At 41.0% G+C, this 17,564-nt stretch carries 14 protein-coding genes and 3 pseudogenes; 4 read left to right on the forward strand and 13 right to left on the reverse strand.

Features of this window, described 5'->3' with window-relative positions; translation table 11 throughout:
- Positions 1-277: 277 nt before the first annotated feature.
- Entirely contained in the window at positions 278-658 is a 381-nt protein-coding gene (locus tag AACT52_RS39240) for a hypothetical protein (protein WP_073628763.1), read from the forward strand.
- Positions 659-814: 156 nt separating this feature from the next.
- Here AACT52_RS39240 and AACT52_RS39245 read toward each other — a convergent pair whose 3' ends face one another.
- The 3 genes from AACT52_RS39245 to crtO all read right to left on the reverse strand — a co-directional run bounded on the left by AACT52_RS39245 (position 815) and on the right by crtO (position 4,396).
- Entirely contained in the window at positions 815-1,180 is a 366-nt protein-coding gene (locus tag AACT52_RS39245; protein WP_198940849.1) for a hypothetical protein, read from the reverse strand.
- 279 nt (positions 1,181-1,459) lie between these two features.
- Complete coding sequence (locus AACT52_RS39250) at positions 1,460-2,551, reverse strand: saccharopine dehydrogenase family protein (protein WP_073628767.1); 1,092 nt, start codon at positions 2,549-2,551, stop codon at positions 1,460-1,462.
- 150 nt (positions 2,552-2,701) lie between these two features.
- Positions 2,702-4,396: a beta-carotene ketolase CrtO gene (gene crtO / locus AACT52_RS39255; RefSeq protein ID WP_073628769.1), complete on the reverse strand. Its 1,695-nt coding sequence runs from the start codon at positions 4,394-4,396 to the stop codon at positions 2,702-2,704.
- A gap of 508 nt (positions 4,397-4,904) precedes the next feature.
- Here crtO and AACT52_RS39260 point away from each other — a divergent pair.
- Positions 4,905-5,045 (forward strand): annotated as a pseudogene (locus AACT52_RS39260) (transposase); the annotation flags it as partial.
- Between the two features lie 12 nt (positions 5,046-5,057).
- Here the strand turns inward: AACT52_RS39260 and AACT52_RS39265 are convergent.
- From AACT52_RS39265 to AACT52_RS39305, 9 genes and pseudogenes are all read right to left on the reverse strand, one after another.
- Entirely contained in the window at positions 5,058-6,272 is a 1,215-nt protein-coding gene (locus tag AACT52_RS39265) for a hypothetical protein (protein WP_073628771.1), read from the reverse strand.
- Positions 6,273-6,284: 12 nt separating this feature from the next.
- The gene (locus tag AACT52_RS39270) at positions 6,285-7,052 is read right to left on the reverse strand and encodes a class I SAM-dependent DNA methyltransferase (protein WP_073628773.1); all 768 of its coding nucleotides are present in this window, start codon (positions 7,050-7,052) and stop codon (positions 6,285-6,287) included.
- 81 nt (positions 7,053-7,133) lie between these two features.
- On the reverse strand, positions 7,134-8,249 hold the full coding sequence (locus tag AACT52_RS39275) for a DegT/DnrJ/EryC1/StrS family aminotransferase (protein WP_073628775.1): 1,116 nt from the start codon (positions 8,247-8,249) through the stop codon (positions 7,134-7,136).
- An 8-nt stretch (positions 8,250-8,257) separates the two neighbouring features.
- Positions 8,258-8,689, reverse strand: coding sequence for a cupin domain-containing protein (locus tag AACT52_RS39280; RefSeq protein ID WP_073628777.1), 432 nt, complete (start codon positions 8,687-8,689; stop codon positions 8,258-8,260).
- Between the two features lie 5 nt (positions 8,690-8,694).
- The gene (locus AACT52_RS39285) at positions 8,695-10,143 is read right to left on the reverse strand and encodes a hypothetical protein (RefSeq protein WP_073628779.1); all 1,449 of its coding nucleotides are present in this window, start codon (positions 10,141-10,143) and stop codon (positions 8,695-8,697) included.
- Positions 10,144-10,159: 16 nt separating this feature from the next.
- Positions 10,160-11,440 carry an ABC transporter ATP-binding protein gene (locus AACT52_RS39290; protein ID WP_073628781.1) on the reverse strand — a complete coding sequence of 427 codons (1,281 nt, stop codon included), beginning with the start codon at positions 11,438-11,440 and terminating at the stop codon, positions 10,160-10,162.
- Positions 11,441-11,469: 29 nt separating this feature from the next.
- On the reverse strand, positions 11,470-11,634 hold the full coding sequence (locus tag AACT52_RS39295) for a hypothetical protein (RefSeq protein ID WP_198940850.1): 165 nt from the start codon (positions 11,632-11,634) through the stop codon (positions 11,470-11,472).
- A gap of 1,080 nt (positions 11,635-12,714) precedes the next feature.
- A pseudogene (locus AACT52_RS39300) lies at positions 12,715-12,920 on the reverse strand (MBL fold metallo-hydrolase); the annotation flags it as partial.
- 150 nt (positions 12,921-13,070) lie between these two features.
- Positions 13,071-13,625, reverse strand: coding sequence for a protein-tyrosine phosphatase family protein (locus AACT52_RS39305; protein ID WP_073628783.1), 555 nt, complete (start codon positions 13,623-13,625; stop codon positions 13,071-13,073).
- Between the two features lie 182 nt (positions 13,626-13,807).
- Between AACT52_RS39305 and AACT52_RS39310 the strand changes: the two genes are divergently transcribed.
- Both AACT52_RS39310 and AACT52_RS39315 read left to right on the forward strand, forming a co-directional pair.
- On the forward strand, positions 13,808-14,404 hold the full coding sequence (locus AACT52_RS39310; protein ID WP_073628785.1) for a hypothetical protein: 597 nt from the start codon (positions 13,808-13,810) through the stop codon (positions 14,402-14,404).
- Positions 14,405-14,553: 149 nt separating this feature from the next.
- A complete protein-coding gene (locus tag AACT52_RS39315; RefSeq protein WP_073628787.1) occupies positions 14,554-16,188 on the forward strand; it encodes a Na/Pi cotransporter family protein in 1,635 nt (544 codons plus the stop codon).
- Positions 16,189-16,225: 37 nt separating this feature from the next.
- Here AACT52_RS39315 and AACT52_RS39320 read toward each other — a convergent pair.
- Positions 16,226-17,351: pseudogene (locus AACT52_RS39320) on the reverse strand (RNA-guided endonuclease InsQ/TnpB family protein).
- Positions 17,352-17,564 lie beyond the last annotated feature (213 nt).

The following is a 17,564-nucleotide window of genomic DNA, read 5'->3' on the forward strand; positions in this document are numbered from 1 at the left end:
AATCTTTAGATTTGAACCACTAAAGGCTGCATTGTCTGCTTACGGTGTGAAGCTGCGATCAGCTATAAGAATCCGGTTTGATTTCTGAATTGGCTCGTAGAGGTAGGCAAAAGGCAACAGGAAATAAGGGACGTAGAGGTGTACGGACTTTTTAAGCGCAAGCGCAGGCACTTTCACAAAAATCAAATATGAGTCCTATATTCGAGGAAAATATTCACTTTTACTTTGATAGTGAATAGAATAACCTGAGCAGTCAGGCACGTTTTTCAAGGAAGCCATGAACAAAAAACTTGTACTGAATTTGCTTTCCACTTCCACAATCTTTACATCGCTGATGTCTACATTGGCAGTCATCAATCCCGCCCACGCGGCTACTACGACCCAGCGATTAATGCACACAAATCACGGTCGTACCTGTATCACTCATCCCCACGGTAACTACGCTTTTGTTTGCATTAAAGATTCACAGAGAAATCCAGGAGCTCCCCCTGCACCTAAATCGACGGTTATCTCTCAGCTACCATCAGACAGCAAGGTTGCCATGCTGGACTTTAGTGAGGAGGAAAGCAATGCTGCGATTCAGTTATTTAGCTGCGACTGCCCTTATTGTATAAATTCCTTACGTCAGCTGCGCGGTAGTGGAAACTTGGTGTACTAGAGGGCTTGTTGCTACTAAGGTCTAAGGAGCCACCCCATAGAAAAGCCTCTGAAGTTCTGCAATATGATAGCTTCAGAAGCTCAAACAAACATTAATTTTCAGCCTTCATTCACGCTCACACTCTTGGGGAGATAACTTCCTCATCTTCTCCTACTGCTACTTACCTGTGACTTTCTCAACCAGTTCTCCAGCTTTATCAATCAAATTCGGCTGCGAATCCTTCACATTCCTTTCGTAAACCTTTTCCTCAGGGGTTGCAGCATCTTTTACTGCTTGTTCATAAGCCTGTTGTCTGTCTTCTTCACGAAGGCCAGCAGCTCTGTTATATTCGTAAGCACGGTCAATCTTTTGTTCCGGTGTGAGTTTCTCGGATGGAAATGTTGGTTTTTCAGTTGTAAATCCTAATGCATAGCTAGGCTGAACAAAAAAAAATAAACCCGACACGCTCATTAAAAGCATCAACCCTAAAACAACGATGCTTTGGCGTAATGCTTTATTTACAATTCCTAGAATTATCTGCATTGCACTACCCTCTTTGTTATGATATTTTTCCAGCGTAAGTAGAGATAAATACTTACTTAAAAATCAGAGTTTCAGAGGAATCCTACTTGTTTAGGTGTAACTCTGCCTTCTACCAGAGGATACATTAACAATTCGCTCATTCAAAATTCGCTCATTCAAAATATGCCCTACGGTTAGGCTAGACGTTTGTGCAGACCTTCTGGAAGACGCTTAAAATTCAAAGTTAAGAAATATGTAGATACTCGTTTCACATGATTTTCGTGCAAAGTTTTACTATTTTTACAACCAATTGTGACTAATCTTAATGCCTCGGCTTTGCATTGCTTGCTCAAACAAATCAGTTGGCAGTGCTTCTTCCACAGGTGACACACCAGGTTTTTTCAGCTTGCCATCTAGTAACAATTGAGCAATGCTACCCGTGCCACAACCAGAAGCCACGGCAGTATTTCCATGCACTAAACTAGAGCAAAAGACTGCTTCTCTATCATCTTTACGACCTGTAATTTCTGAGCGAACAGCTACTCCAATACCACTGAAGCGATTCGTTACATCGGTCATAAAATGACTGACATATGCCAAAAATTCTATCATGGCACGACGCTGCATTAATTGTTTAGGAAAAACGTGAGCAGCTATCCAAGTCATGTGATTGTAAAAATCGGGAACTGAACCAAATTTGGTAATGACGCTTTTCACAGAGGGAAAAGCATGAGGCAGTGTGAAGGTTTCTGGCATATCAAACCAGTAAACTCCGGTCCGTCCATAAGGAGATGGAAAGTCAATAGTTTCGCGCTGACTGTAAGGTTTTACCATCTGCCATTGACCATCTATTAAAGATTCAAAAGGCTTTTGCAACCCTAAAAAAGTTGTCCGCATGACAGTGACACCAGCCCCACCAGAACCAGACACCAAATAACTTAAATGAATCTTTTGGGCTGTGTCGAATTGCTCAACGCCCTGGCGTACCATGCTGTTAGAAATGCCGGGGAAGATGCCAGTGTTAACGATCGCTGTGACACCCGCAGCAATGGCTGCATCATGATATTTTAGAGCTTTACTAGTATAAGAACGGTGGTCACTGACATCGACGTAGTTGACGCCATGTTCTATACAGATTTTCAGAACATTGGCATCTCGGTAGTGAAAAGGACCAGCACAGTGAACCACCAAATTGGTAGAGGCGATCGCCTTCCTCAATTTTTCCACGTCTGCCAAGTCCAACACCAAAAATTGCACTCGCGGATCATTCATTCCATGATCTGGGGTGCGTCCAGTGATTGTTACTTCTGCCTGTGTATGGGAGAGAATGTCTTGGGCAACACTACTGCCGATCCGCCCCCGCCCTCCAATAATTAAAACCCGCTCAGTCATGGCTCCAGCACTGACAACAGCATTTTTATTACATCAATTTTCACTTATCCTTGTCATCGGTAAGGAGTATGACGTTTGCTTGCTCACATAGGAAGATGTTTCATGACACTTAAGCTTGTAGTAAGCGCCTAAGCACTTACTACAAACTGATCATTCGCGACCAAAAACCGTTGCAACGGTAGATTTTATCGAATTTCCTGCATCTTTCAGTGTTTGTGTCAATGGTTCCTGAGTATGCAAAAACATTTTCGCACAGTTGCGTCCTGGTAAGCCAGAAATGGAACCACCTGGATGAGTTCCCGCACCTGTGAGATATAAATTATCAATCGGAGTTTTATAATTAGCCAACTCTGGTAGAGGACGGAAGCACAGCATTTGTTCTAGAGTCATGTCGATGTGGTAGTAGTTACCCTTGTAAGTCCCCAAGCGTTCTCCCAGTTCCGCCGGACTTTCCACATGACGGGCAATAATGGAGTGTTTGAGATTGGGCGAATACTCTGCCAATTTAGAAATCACCTTATCAGCAACTTTATTTTTCAGTTCATCCGTCCACCCTGTCCCCTTCAACCCTGTACCTTCTGCACCGGCAATTTGATAAGGCGCAAAAAACTCTATCCATAATGTATGCTTGCCTTCTGGTGCCATTGAGGGGTCAAGTCCTGTAGGCATCACCACATACATTGACGGGTTTTCATCGGGAATTTTACCCAAAGTAATCTCACTATGAGCTTGTTCCACATGGTTCATAGAATCTGCAATCAGAATAGAACCAATGAGATACTCATCTTTGTGTTGGTGATGTTCAAAGCGCAGCGGTTCAGATAAAGCACAATCTATCTTGAGAATTGTTTCGTTATTGTTGATGATGCGACGGTCTAATCTGTCTCGTAAGTTCGCATCGGCGCTATCCACATCGCTTGTATCCATGAGTTGCAAAAACAACCGCTTGGCGTCAAGACTTGAGATGACACCTTTGTTAGCACGATATTCTTTGCCGCCAGCAACCCGCACACCCACAGCTTTACCGTCATCCACCAACACTTTCTCAACCTTTTGATCCGTGAGGATAACACCACCAAGACTTGTCACGCAATTTACTAAAGCATCGGTGAGTGCGCCAGTACCGCCGCGTGGACGCGCCATACCGGGGTTGTGACGCAATGCCAACATCATTGCCCCAAAGGACATCGCTTTTTGGGACGGAGGCGAACTCAGTTCCGCAGATAGTCGGGCAAGGGGTGCTTTGACAAATTCAGAATCAAAATACTCGTTGATATTATCTATCGGACTGCTAAGCAGGGTGCGAACTAAATCTAGAGTCGTGTTGGGACCACCTAGAATTGAGAAGAAGTCTTGCAGATGTTTCAGACCGTAGTTACCAGCAATGTCAACAATTGACTTTGGTGCTGCATTGAAAAAGGGTGTAACCGCTTTGATAAACCGTTCCCAAAATTCGATATATTCGGCGTATTTTTGGGCATCTCTTTGACTGTAACGGGCAATCTCCGCACAAGTCTTTTCAACGGACTTATGAGCTAAGAAATACTTGCCATCAGGATGAGGACAAAAGGCGACCGGATCACAGGAAAGATATTCCAAACCGTACTTGTGTAATTCTAATTCTTGTATAACTGGACCAAGAAAAATAAATAGGTGATTAATCGCGCAGGGGTTGAATTTAAAACCAGGCGCTTCTTGCGGCATAAGTTCTTCAGTCGTCGAACCGCCACCAGGAATTGAACGCGCCTCCAGGAGCAGGACGCTGTACCCAGCTTTGAGTAGATAGGCGGCACAAACAAGTGCATTGTGACCAGCGCCAATAATCACAACATCATACGCTTCCATAGTTGCAATTTGGGGATTAGGGTATATTCCCAGATGTTAGAAAGCTGTTAAGAAGTATAAATCTTTCGGCGGTTATAATTAAAAATTTGGGATTTTTGTAATTTAGCTTTTGTTTGGTATCAGTCTGCAGGAGGATGCCAACCGCTGATTATTCAGTATTATTGAATAATAATATGTTTATATTAACAATATATTTATATTTATTATATTTATTATTCCAGGGCAAAGGTATCTAAATTACTCTTGACCGTCGCTTCGCTCCAAGTTAAAAGTTAAAAGTTAAAAGAAAAGAAATGGTACAAGCCCCTCAATTTATTTATGGAAAGAAAATAAAGATTTGTTATGCCTACGGGACGCTGCGCGAACGAGACACGTAGTGCGATGAAACAAGGTGTCTTTATTAAATCCCCTAAATTTATTTATGGGGATTCTCTTTTTACTTTTTACTTTTTAAAAAAACCTTTGTTAATGTATTAACTAAAGAATCAGAATTTCTTGTCAAACCTTTTTGTTTTTAGAGTCATACACCAAGCCACCTCAGCAAATTGTATTGAACCTGGATGTTAGCGATAACCAAGTTCACGGTTCTCAAGAAGGAGTATTTTTCAACACCTATTACGATGAGGTTTGTTACGCTGCGTTGTACATTTCTTAGTAAAGATCACAAATTCGCGAGCAAAGACAATACAGGCTGAACTTTTTTGGCAAAGTCAAACTCTTCCTCGAAGCAAATCTTTGCATTTCTGCTGTAAAAAGCATAATTATCTAAAATTTTTTGTATCGCTAGTTCCATCTCTAAAGAGTTTGATGGTTCTTGTATTACCACACCAATTTGATATTTCTCCACTAATCTTGATAGAGATTCCAGATTGTTAACTAATATCGGTTTACCATGCTTCAAGTAATGGGCTAATTTTCCTGATGCCATCGCAATTTGAGAAAAGTTATTATCAATGTTTCTGTAGAATGCCAAGCCTATAGTTGCAGAAGCATAGATTTTATCAATTTGTTCATAAGGCAATGGAACTAGTGATAAAAATAAGTTTACTGAATTAATTTCTTGTAATTTCTGTAGATAGGGATCGTATATTTCTCTCTTAACTCTTTCATGAAATATTAGAGCACATCCTTTAATAGATGTAAAAGCTTTAGCCAACGATTGTGAAAACACTACATCATCAATCATGCCTGCTTGAATAACAATGTATGGAAAATCTTGACTGCTCAAATTAAATATCTTTCTAAAATAGTTCTCAGATACTTCAACTTGAGCTATGGAATCATATGCAGTGACTGAATTTGGTAAATAGAATACTTTAGGATGCTGATATTGATTGTAATCGCAAAGAGTTGTAAATCGGTCTTGATCCTGAACAATTATGGCTTCTGAATTTTTATATGCTAAACGCTCAAGTATGTTTATAAGCTTAGCAAATCTTCTAAAATGGGTTGGATTATTTAACTCTAACGATAGATAAATAAATTTTGTTCTGAACAAAAAAGATTGCAAAAATGCTGTTATAGAGCCATTTGTATCAACTCCTATACTAATATTATCGGCAATACAATTGCAATTTAATACTTCTCTTAAAGATTGAAATACAAATAAAACTGTTTCCATCACTGGAACTAAACTACTTAAATGAAATTTATAAAAAATTTTCATTAAAATAGTAAAAATAAAAAACTGACTAGCCTTCTTGAAGTAAGTGATTTTGATTTTTTCACCCATTTCTTGTGGATATGGATATTCATTTTCTGTAGCATAAATATTTACATAAAACCCACAATTATTAAGGCTTTTTGCTAAATTGATAATTGTTGGTGCAACACCAACATAACCTTCGTAGAAAAATATAGAGCACGACTTTTTCATGATTGTTACATTTTATGCACGAACTACAAAATAAACTCCCCAAGTATCGAAGCCTGGTTCTTGGTTAGTCATCCACTCCTGATATTCAAGTAACGTCATCTGAAATTCCTGCAACAGCAATTCTATTTCCGGCTTAAATAGGTAACGCATTAGGTGGGTTTCTTGAAGCTCCTCGACAGCACCGCTGTTTTTATCCTTGATGAAAACTTGATAGTTAACATCCACCAAATTCTCATTAGGATGCATCACAGGTTCAGCAATTCTAGTGACGTTAATTTCTTCATTTTCTAGTCGCTTGACTCGGACACTCGGGCGATGGTTCAATACAGCTGGTCCGTACCAAACATCAAAGATAAAAATTCCACCTGGCTTTAAATGTTCTTTGACAGCGGCAAAAGCTGCTAGAATGTCCTCATTCGTTGTCTGGTAGCTAATGACATGAAATAGGGATAGGACAACATCAAAAGTATGATTAAGCTTAATGTGGCGGATATCTGCGTGGGAAAATTTTAGTTTAGAGGCTAAGTCTAGAGGGAGTTGTAAGAGGCGATCGCTTGCTTTTTGCAACATCTGGTGACTAAAATCCACCCCGTGAATTTGGTATCCTTCTTTTGCTAAGAGAACAGCATGGTTACCTGTACCGCAACCTAGCTCTAGAATATTTTGTGCATCTGGTCCATAGGTTTGAATTAACCGATGAATAAATTCAGCTTCTCCCACGTAGTCTTTATCGCGGTAGAGCAAATCGTAGTAGCGGGCATAGTTGCCAAAGACACTCATAATAGTCAATACCTAAGCTTGAAGTACAATCCAGAATAAAAAGGAACTGAGTTTTCTGAATCAAAAGGAATAATGCAACACTCAACTAAAAATCTCTCTGACTGCTATTGCCACCCGTTCCATTTGTTCATCTGTCAATGCCATCCCACTAGGGATGTAGAAACCACGACGGGCGATTCTTTCTGCTACAGGACAACACACTCCATCAAATAAACCCATTTTTTGGAATACAGGTTGCTCGTGCATACACCAGAAAAAGGGACGAGTGCCAATTTTATACTTGGCTAAACGCCGCATAGCCTCTTCTGCATCAAAAGGCACTTGATCATTCAAAACCAAGCCGTACACCCAATAAATATTCTCGGCATAGTCAGTTTTTGGAACAGGTAACTGTAAGCCAGGGATGTCTGATAAAAGTTCTGTGTATCGTTGCCCGATGTGGTATTTACGAGCTACAAATTCGTCAAGTCGTTCCAACTGTGCAACGCCAAGAGCCGCTTGCAAATTGGTCATCCGAAAGTTCCAGCCCAATTCTTCGTGGACAAATCGTTTTTGGGGTTGAAAGCACAAATTGCGTAAAGAACTACAGCGCTCCGCCAGCTTTTCATCATCGGTGAGCAGCATTCCCCCCTCACCAGTTGTGACATGCTTGTTGGGGTAGAAGCTAAAGGTACTGATAGCGCCAAAACTACCACAAGGGCGTCCTTTATAGGTTTGACCGTGCATCTCAGCTGCATCTTCAATAATTTGCAGCCCATATTTTTCAGCCAAGGCTAGCACTGGCTCCATATCTACGGGCAGTCCGTAGATATGGACAACCATGATTGCTTTTGTCCTGGGTGTAATTTTCGCCTCAAGTTGGCTAACATCCATATTCCAGGTGTGGGGGTCACAATCTACCACCACTGGCACAGCGCCAGCACGGACAATGGCAGCTGCACAGGAAATAATTGTGAATGTGGGCAGAATAACCTCATCCCCAGAACCAATTCCTAATGCTGCAACTGCCGCATCGAGAGCAACAGAACCATTGCAGACAGCAATACCATATTTGCGTCCCATATGGGCAGCAAACTGCTGTTCAAATTGTTTGACAAATGGTCCTTCAGAAGAAATCCAACCGGTTTCGATACACTCAAATAAGTATTTCTTCTCCTTGCCGTCTAGTAGTGGCTCGTTGACTGGAATTGGGTTCATGACTGACTCTACTTAACTATCTTGGCTTGCTCTGCGGTGATGCCGATGAATCGGGTTTTGTCCTGTTCACCCACGTAGGGACCTTGCTTGACTTCAATCATTTCGACTTCTTCAAGTACTTCAAAGCCATGCCCACCAGTAACTAAAAGGATGACATCACCAGGTTCTAGAATTTGACTTTCCAGGTAATCCTGCTGGTTGTTGTAGAAGTCTACGCGCAGCTTGCCTTTTCTGATGAACAAAACTTCTTGGGTATATTGCACTTCACGAAGTATAGGGTTGTGGACATGGGGTTGAATGGCTTTCCCTGTGGGGTGGTGCATATAAGCTAGCTGTTGAGAAAGGTCGTTCGGAGTGAAGAAATGAATGCCTGGCTCTTTAAATTTACTGGAGACAATTACGGCTAGTAGCTTGTCGTGATAGGTAATTTTGTGAATCACTTTATTTACCCCCCTTTGAGTGGAATAGGTTCAGTTAGGGAACCATCACAATCTTCTTGACGCTTATTATTTGGCTTCTCGACAAACTTCTTCCCAAAAAGGATAAGCTTATCATCTATTTTTTGTTCTAAAAGCAATTCAAAATATTGCTGAAACTTGTCTCTACAAAAATCTTTTATGTGCCATTCAGGAATAGTGCGACCACTTTGTTTATTTTCGTTACTATCGCACGTACTAAATCCTATTAAGGCATACCTTTTAGTATACTGGGCAATCGTCTTTAAAGCATAATCAATGCTAAATCCTAGTGAAATAGCATAATCAATCCCTGATAATGAGATGATTGCATCAGATAGGAACCTGCCTTTGCAGTATGGTAAGTTGTTTGGATATGCACTGTAATTGCTAACAGGAAGTAAAAAATTTAACAAAACTGGCAGTATTTTTTTATCTTGGAAATCTATAGAATTTGTTTTAGATAGTTCATAAATTTTATCAATTTCATGTTCATCAGTATTAACACAAACCATTTGTTTGATGTTAGTTTTTTCTATTATTAATTTAGACAACTCATAGACAGCAGAAAAATATGTTATCTTTTCAATATCATAAATATTGATAATTTTGCTAATTTCTTGAGAGAGTTTTGTATCAAAATTTATATGCATTTTTTTGATAGGTTTTTTATAAATACCAAAATCATTGAAATGCATATTTTCAATTTTTTTTGAAACAAAACTTATATTATTTAAATTTTTTAAACCAAATTCATCAGATAGTATATGTGATTTTATATTTAAATACTTTGCAATTTTAGATATATATTTTTTTGTATTTTTCAAAATTTTGGAAATCAAATAAGTATATCTATAAATATAGAATTCGTCATGATTAAGCATTTCGTAATCAGAACTTAACGCTCTACGAGCCAGATATGAACTTCCATCTTTCCAAATACTGAGTACATAGTAATAAAATCTTATAAACTCTTCATACGCAATCCAATTCGAGCCTGGTTCACCTAATTTTACAAAACTTCCTAAATCAACAAATTTAGGATAACAGCCATCAAAAATTATGTTATAACCATGACAATCTTTTGTTTGGTATCCATATTGATTTGCTACTAAATTAACCTGCAAAACTGCAATTGCTGCAGCTTTTAACATTAAAAAACTCCACTCATAGGGATAGTTAACAGCAGGTATCTTTTCGTGTTCTACAATTAATCCATAACCATCCAATTTATAGCTGGTTATCCAGGTTCTTGGAAAAAGGTTTTTATTCACGAGAGCATCAATCATTCCGCAGTCAAACATTGCCTTAATATTTTCAACCTCTTCATAAGAAATTGCTCGAAATAAACGACCCCTCCATGAGAAAACTACTCCAACGGGATCTACTAATGACATAGAGGAAAAATTTACTTCTTCTAAATTTATTGTATTATCCATAATTCACATTCCTTATTTATATTTTCTCAAATGCCCAGAATTGTTTTACTAAACATTGGCTGCTAACTGTAGGAAGTTTCCCTGAACCAAAAAAGTCGCCCTCTACTACATTAAAGATTATTGCTCCTTGGACGTAATCTGCCATCTCTTCATTAATAAACGCAGAAACATTAACGGTGTATTGTCCTGGACTAAGAGAAAATTCTTTTGATAAGCCAACTGTAATTTGTCCCTTTGCTGATAATTTTAGAGGAAGTTGATTTACAGTACTTGTATTCAAAGCTAATATACGTAGTTCATATTCATCATAAATACTAATCTGAAAATTTCCATAAAAATCATTAATTTTACTTTGATATTTGATTTGAAAAAGTATTTGCTGACCGCAGCTTAAAGTATTAAAAGCCAACTTTTTATCATCAGTTAATAAATCGAAGTCTGTTATTGTTAATAAACCATTTCCTTGTCTATCAGTTCTTTGTGAAATATGAATTTCATGGGAAGACTCATAAGATTTGATATATTCTTTAACGACATTTCGTGCTTGACCTTGTGTCAAAACTTTACCTGACTTTAATAAAATTCCCTTGTCGCATAAACTCTCTAGAGCCGCCATATTATGGCTGACAAATAAAACTGTTCTCCCCTCCTTCCCTACATCCTCCATTTTTCCTAAGCACTTCTTCTGAAACTGTGCATCTCCTACCGCTAAAACTTCATCTACAATTAAAATCTCAGGTTCTAAATGCGCAGCTACTGCAAAAGCAAGCCGCACATACATCCCTGATGAGTACCGCTTGACAGGCGTATCTAAAAACTTCTCCACCTCTGCAAACGCCACAATCTCATCAAACTTGCGTTGAATTTCTACCTTGCTCATTCCCAGAATTGCACCGTTGAGAAAAATATTTTCCCTGCCAGTAAGCTCTGGATGAAACCCCGTTCCCACTTCCAATAAACTGGCAACTCGCCCCTTAATTCGGATAGAGCCGCTTGTTGGTTCGGTAATTCTGCTGAGAATTTTCAGTAGTGTTGATTTCCCTGCCCCATTACGCCCCATAATACCAACGCGATCGCCCTGCTTAATCTCAAACGACACATCTTTAAGTGCCCAAAATTCTTCCCGGCTCGCGTTTGCTTTGTTCTTTGCACGATGGGGGTTGAGCGCACCAGCAAAGGACTTCGTCGCATTAGTTATCGCCCCACGAAATGTTTTGTAACGAATACTTCCCTCTTCCTGATGTGTAATGACGTACTTCTTAGCTAAGTTTTCAACTCGAATAACCGTATCCGACATCTATCTAAACTCCTACCTCAATCACACACCTAATCCATGTCAGCAAAAGTACATTCCGTCTTATAGAGATGCCAAATACTACTCCACAGCAGTACCACCAACGCCACAAATAGTGCAAACTCAGGTAAATATATCTGCAACTTGCCACTAAAAATTACCCAGCGCAAACCATTGGATTGAGTGAATACAACCACCGCCACCGTGTAAGCAAAGAAGCGCTACTTGGGTAGTGCTCACTGACTCAATTGGAGCATTAGTGAGCAAGTCATCAACTTCGATTGCTCCCGTCCTCGGTATGGCATTCAACTGAATGGCAATCCAACGCAGTCCTATGCAGGACCATATCTGCTTTCTTGACACATATATGGGTGTTCTTTACCTTGCGCTAGCAAACTGGTATGTTGGCAAAACACCAAATCTAAGGTCAGTTCTCACACTTGGTCATACAACTAAGTTGTTAAGAACACTAGCTCATTGTGTGTCTTACCGATTTCACAAAAACCTGATTTATCAACGATGAAGGTGAAGTCGTGCTGTCGTTTGGTTTGGCGACACTGGTACATAACGTCTAAACGTCGGTTATGTAGCTTCGTTTTATCCCACAGCGTATTGTTCAAAAAGTAAGGCTTTTGTGATTGCGCTCTGCGCACTGCCCTTCGGGCAATCGCTTTCGCCCAGCAATCCTCCTAAATAAATTTGAAAGTCTTGACTTAGGATTTGCCGTGAGAACACTTCATCAAAGCGATGACCCCACTTTTTAGCAAGGGACATTACTGCTAGAACTTTATGTTTCACTTTACGCCACCCCTGTAGAGGCTGACGTAAATATAACTATACAAATGTACTTTAGACTAATTTCACCGTAGTTTTTCACAAGCTCTACTTTGGTAGCAATTTCCTTTGATTAATCTTTAGTTAACCAGTTTTTAATCTTTGATGATTATGTCATAGCTATTTGGCAAATTGATACCTCATTCTGAGTATTTTAATGAAAAATTATATTGTTCAATCTCATTGGTTTAATACAAAAGCTCTAGGAAAGCTGTATATTTCAGTACTCAAGTACATCAAAGCCTATGAAATTATCAGAATTCAATATGAATAGTTCATAAAGTCTTAATTTAGTTTCCGGATAGGTAGTTTTTGTTCTGAATTATTAGGGCATCTCCTTTATTAGTTCAAACAGAGTAAAATAACTCAGAGCTTGCACCAATCAAGATAAACAAGTCATCCACGAATGATTGGTGTAAGAGGGAAATATTCCATGCTTATATCTATATGGACAAGACATCACCAGAATTCTGATTGGCAGGAACGGCTTCTATCATCTTTTTAGGAAAAGGTAACTTGAGATTCCCATCAATTTAATAAAACAATTACGACCGCGTCCAGCCAACCTCGGATTGCAAGGTTTTTCTTCACCAATTGTTGAAACAGTACAACCTTGATAGTCTTGACCTGGATAAACCAGAGTTTCTTCTAAGTAGAGTAATATCATGTCCGGTCAAACACTTATCATTAAGAACGCAGCTTTGCTGGGGGCAGAGGGAAAGAGGGTTTTCCGGTTTTTGCACAGATGTGGGAATCATCACTAATTAACTGGGCTTGATATCACTCATTCAACAGACGCTCACTCATTCCTATTGGCGTCACGACAATCATCCAAAAGTGCGTTAAGCTCTCCTACGACTTTCCACGGATTGCGACCTTTGAGCAAAGCTACAATTGCCGCTTCATAAGGATTTCTCCCAGTGCGTCTGGTAGCCGCAATTGCATCTGAGTTAGATAACCCTCGTCCACTCACTAACCAGGCAGCTAGAACTTGTCCGGTTCGTCCAATCCCACCCGAACAGTGGACAACCACCTTCTCACCAAGCTGGTCTGCTGTTGCTAAGAACGGCAGAATCTTCTGGAGCAAGGTTTCACGCTCAGCGAGTTGAAAGTCTTCAATAGGTGCCCAACACACCTGACCGATTCCAAATACCTCTCGGTAGATTCCAAGTAGATCCGAGTAACGAGCTAACTGGGTATCAGGAAGTAAGCAGCAAACCCGCCCTATACCTTGAGACTTCATGAAGTCAATCCAGTCGTGTACATTTTGAGCCGAGTAACCCGGTCTTGAAGCACCAAAGACGATTAGCTCTTGTTCACAAGCAGCAGCAAATTTATATCTGTTTCTAACCATTTCTCCAAGACTTGCTTTAGGTAATGCCACGAATAACTATTGGAGTTTGTTCGTGTCATGTCTATGCCTGTTCTATCACAACTACTGTTTTACCGTCAAACACTAAATGTTCTAAAACGAAACAGACAACTAACGCCAATGTCTAAGCGAAAATGGAAACAAATGGTGTTGTGTGAGCGAACGTGGACGACGAGAAACAGCGGTTAATTCAACTCTTAGATCGCCTACAGGAAAACAAATCGCTGCGGTGGATAGCCCAGCAGCTGAAACTGGGTTCTCAAAGCACTATTTATCGTTGGCGAAAGACAGGGAGCATCAGCGGTGAAGGAAAAATAGCTGTTGCTCGATACTTAGGCCGCAGCGTTGAAGATATTGATCATTACCTTTCTGGGAAGGTTGGCTTGGAGGAGTTGCTAGACCCTCAGCGTAGGTTTAACTACTGGGCTAAGTTAACCGTTGATGATGTCCTCTACTGGCTCAAGTGGCGTGCTTCCCTGCGAGACAAAGTCCATATTGCTCAAGAACTCAATGCACTACTCTATGGATTGCTGATTGATACCAAGACAAAGTCGTTCTCGCACTCCATTCATGCTGTCATCGAATCGGGGCGCTATCCATCGTTACAAAAAATTGCCCAGACGAGCGGTATTCCAGTCGAACGGCTTGATCATTTAATGAACGGCGATGAAAGTCCAACAGAAGCAGATTTGGTTGCACTTTCAGGCGTTCTAGATACGAACATTGAGCGACTGCTGAAAGACTACCTAGCAGGCTCATAACCCAAGATTTAGTAAGCCCTAGAGATTTTCACTCAAGTTATTGGCGAAAATTTTGACCGCACTGAAGTATTTATTGTTAGTTTTAATTTATTCTTAACTTAAACTTAATTTACAGTAAGTCATCAGAATTACCGTAGATTAACTAGCTTATGGTCAACACCAACGATCCGACCACAGTTTTGCTGCTGCTTTTTGGTGGTGTAATGTTACTTTTATATGGTGTGCGCCTAGTCACCGATGCTATGGAACGGGCTTTGGGGGCACGCCTGCGCCTTGCTATGATGACGCTTGCCAAGCGCCCTTTTGCAGCTTTTGTGACAGGTGTTATAACAACTGTGCTCACTCAGAGTTCTTCCGCGACTGCCTCTGTGCTTGTGGGATTGGTGAACGCCCAATTGGTGCCGTTAACAGCGGCAGCAATCATGCTACAAGGGGCTGCGGTTGGTTCTACATTGGTTGTCCAATTGCTGGCGTTTCATATCACTGACTACGCTCTAGAATTATTGGGACTCGGTGCAGCAGTAGCGATATTTACGAACCGCCGCACAGCTGCCCTACGTCATATAGGTAGGGGCGTTTTCAGCTTTGGACTCGTGTTGGTAGGACTAGCGATGATCGATGCAAGTAGTGCTCCCATCGCCACGAGTCCTATTACCAAAGCCATCCTCGAAGCACTCTCTAGTTCACCCTTAGTGTTGGCACTGACAGGCACACTCCTGGCGATCGCCTTTATCTCTAGCACAGCGACAATTGGTCTAGTCTTGGTACTAGCAGCTGGTGGGGCAGTGCCACTCTCTGCGGCACTAGCGATTACACTGGGTGCCAATGTAGGGACAACAATCGCGCCATTGTTGACAGCCCTCAATAGTGGCAGTATCACTGGGCTTAGGCTGGCATATATCTACGTAGGTACTAGACTATTCGGGGCTGCCGTAGCACTTGTGGCGCTTAATCCGTTGACAGCACTGCTGAGTTATGTGCCATTACCAATAGCCGCTCAAGTTTCGTTTTTCCACCTAGGGTTTAACCTGTTGTTGGCAATCTTCTTCGCTCCACTAGTCAATCAGATTGCACATTTAGCGACTACGCTGGTAAGAGAACCAGCAACTGTTGAACAGTCTGGGGCACGCTACCTTGACTCCGCTGCCCTACCCGCGCCTGCTGTAGCACTCGGGCTGGCGATGCGTGAAATCCTCAGGATGGGTGATTTGGCAGGGGAGATGTTGCAATTGAGCATCCACGCTTTTGAAGACGGTGGCAAAGACATCCCCAAGCGCATTGCCCAGCTAGATGACCATCTCGACGAGTTAGAAATAGCAATTAAGCGCTATTTAACACAGCTCAATGGGGATTTATTGACCCAAGAACAGGCAAATAGGGCGATCGCATTACTTTACATTTGCACTGACCTTGAAGCTATTGGCGATATCGTTGACAAGCAACTCATGCGACTCGCCAAGCGACAGCGCCGCAAACAAATTGCCTTTTCCGACGAAGAGTGGAATGATCTAACGACTTATCATAGTGAAACGATTTCGCTCCTGCAACAAGCACTGGCAGGGCTGGCGTCCTTTGACTCAATTATTGCAAATGAAGTTTTATTGCGTAGAACGTCGCTCAATCAAACCAAGCGTGAACTTCATCTACAACATCTCCACCGCTTACGTTCTGGGGCGGCATCCAGTTTAGATGCATCTGCCATCCACCTAGAAATGGTCAATGCCATAAGCCGTGTCATCTCACACACGAGTAGTATTGCCCGTGCTGTCTTAGGAGAGTTTTGACATACTCCCCAGCTATCGCGGCATGGGGATTCTAGGCTCAAACAACAATTGCAGGCGTTGCCCGTCTTACATCGTCTAACCCGGCAGTTGATGCCCCAACTGCATAAATATTTTTAGCTGCGTTTTCGTCTCTCCCATTAACTGATTGGCAGGAAGGACAACGCCACTCTCTGACTGACAAATCCAGCTTTTCTAAAACGTGTCCACAATTAGAACAAGTCTTACTAGACGGATACCATTGATCTATAAATATGACCTGCTTGCCTTTCTTTTTCGCAATCCACTCTAGAATTTGTAGAAATTCCCCAAAGGCTAGGTCTGAGATTTTTCGTCCCCAAAGACGTTGCATTCCTTTGAGGTTTAAGGTTTCAAAGCACAACACATCAAACCTATTAGTTAGGTCGTGTGCCAACTTCCAAAACCAGTCACGTCTAATATTAGAAATATCCTCATACTTGCGTACCAGATTCTTTCTAGCCCGTTCTCGATTAGATGACCCTTTTAGCTTTTTGGAATGTTGTTTACTCGCTTTCTTAATGGTGTTGAGAGACTGTTTAAGGAATTGGGGAGATTCAATACTAGAGCCATCAGAACAGGTGAGGAATGTCTTTAAGCCAAAGTCAAATCCCGCCATTCTACCAGTCGTGAATTTGATTTCTGGTTCAACTGCATCGTCAACTACAACAACCATAAACAACTCACCCAATGGTGTACGTTTAATCGTTAATGTTTTGACCGTTCCCTCAATCTCTCTAGACTTCCAAAATTGATAAACCCGATTTCCAATTCGTACCCTATTGCTACCAAGAAATTTATATCCTGCTTGCTTTAGAGTGAATGATTTGTATTTCTTAACTTTCTTAAATCCTGGTGGACGAACCCCCTTTTTATTGTGCTTAAAAAACAATTGGTATGCTTTCGATTGGGCGTTGACAGATATCCTGTACTGCCTGAGAACCTACTGATTGCCAAAACAGGCTACGCTTCCGCAATTTGGCTATATGAGATTGGAGTTTTCCGCAAGCTAGGTGCTTGCCCCACATCTGGTAGTACCGACGATGCAGGGCAATGCAATGGTTATAAATCACCCCAGAAGCGTTAATCATTCGCTTGAGGTGCCTATTCCGCTTGTGTTCGTACAACTTAAATCGTAGTGTTCTCATGCTACTATTGTACACAATAAAGCTGTACAATAGTATGAAGAAACGATGCTTATTTTAGAGTAGAAGAGTACGAACTTCAAATTCTTGAAGACTACTGCTTATCTGTCGGCAGAACAAAAACTGATGTACTTAGAGAACTCATTAGAAGTTTGAAGGCAAAGAAAAAGCCGCTCCTTTAGGACGGCGGCTCTAGACCCATTTTTTCGCTAAATT

The organism is Scytonema sp. HK-05, from assembly GCF_963872035.1.
GTDB lineage: Bacteria > Cyanobacteriota > Cyanobacteriia > Cyanobacteriales > Nostocaceae > Kalymmatonema.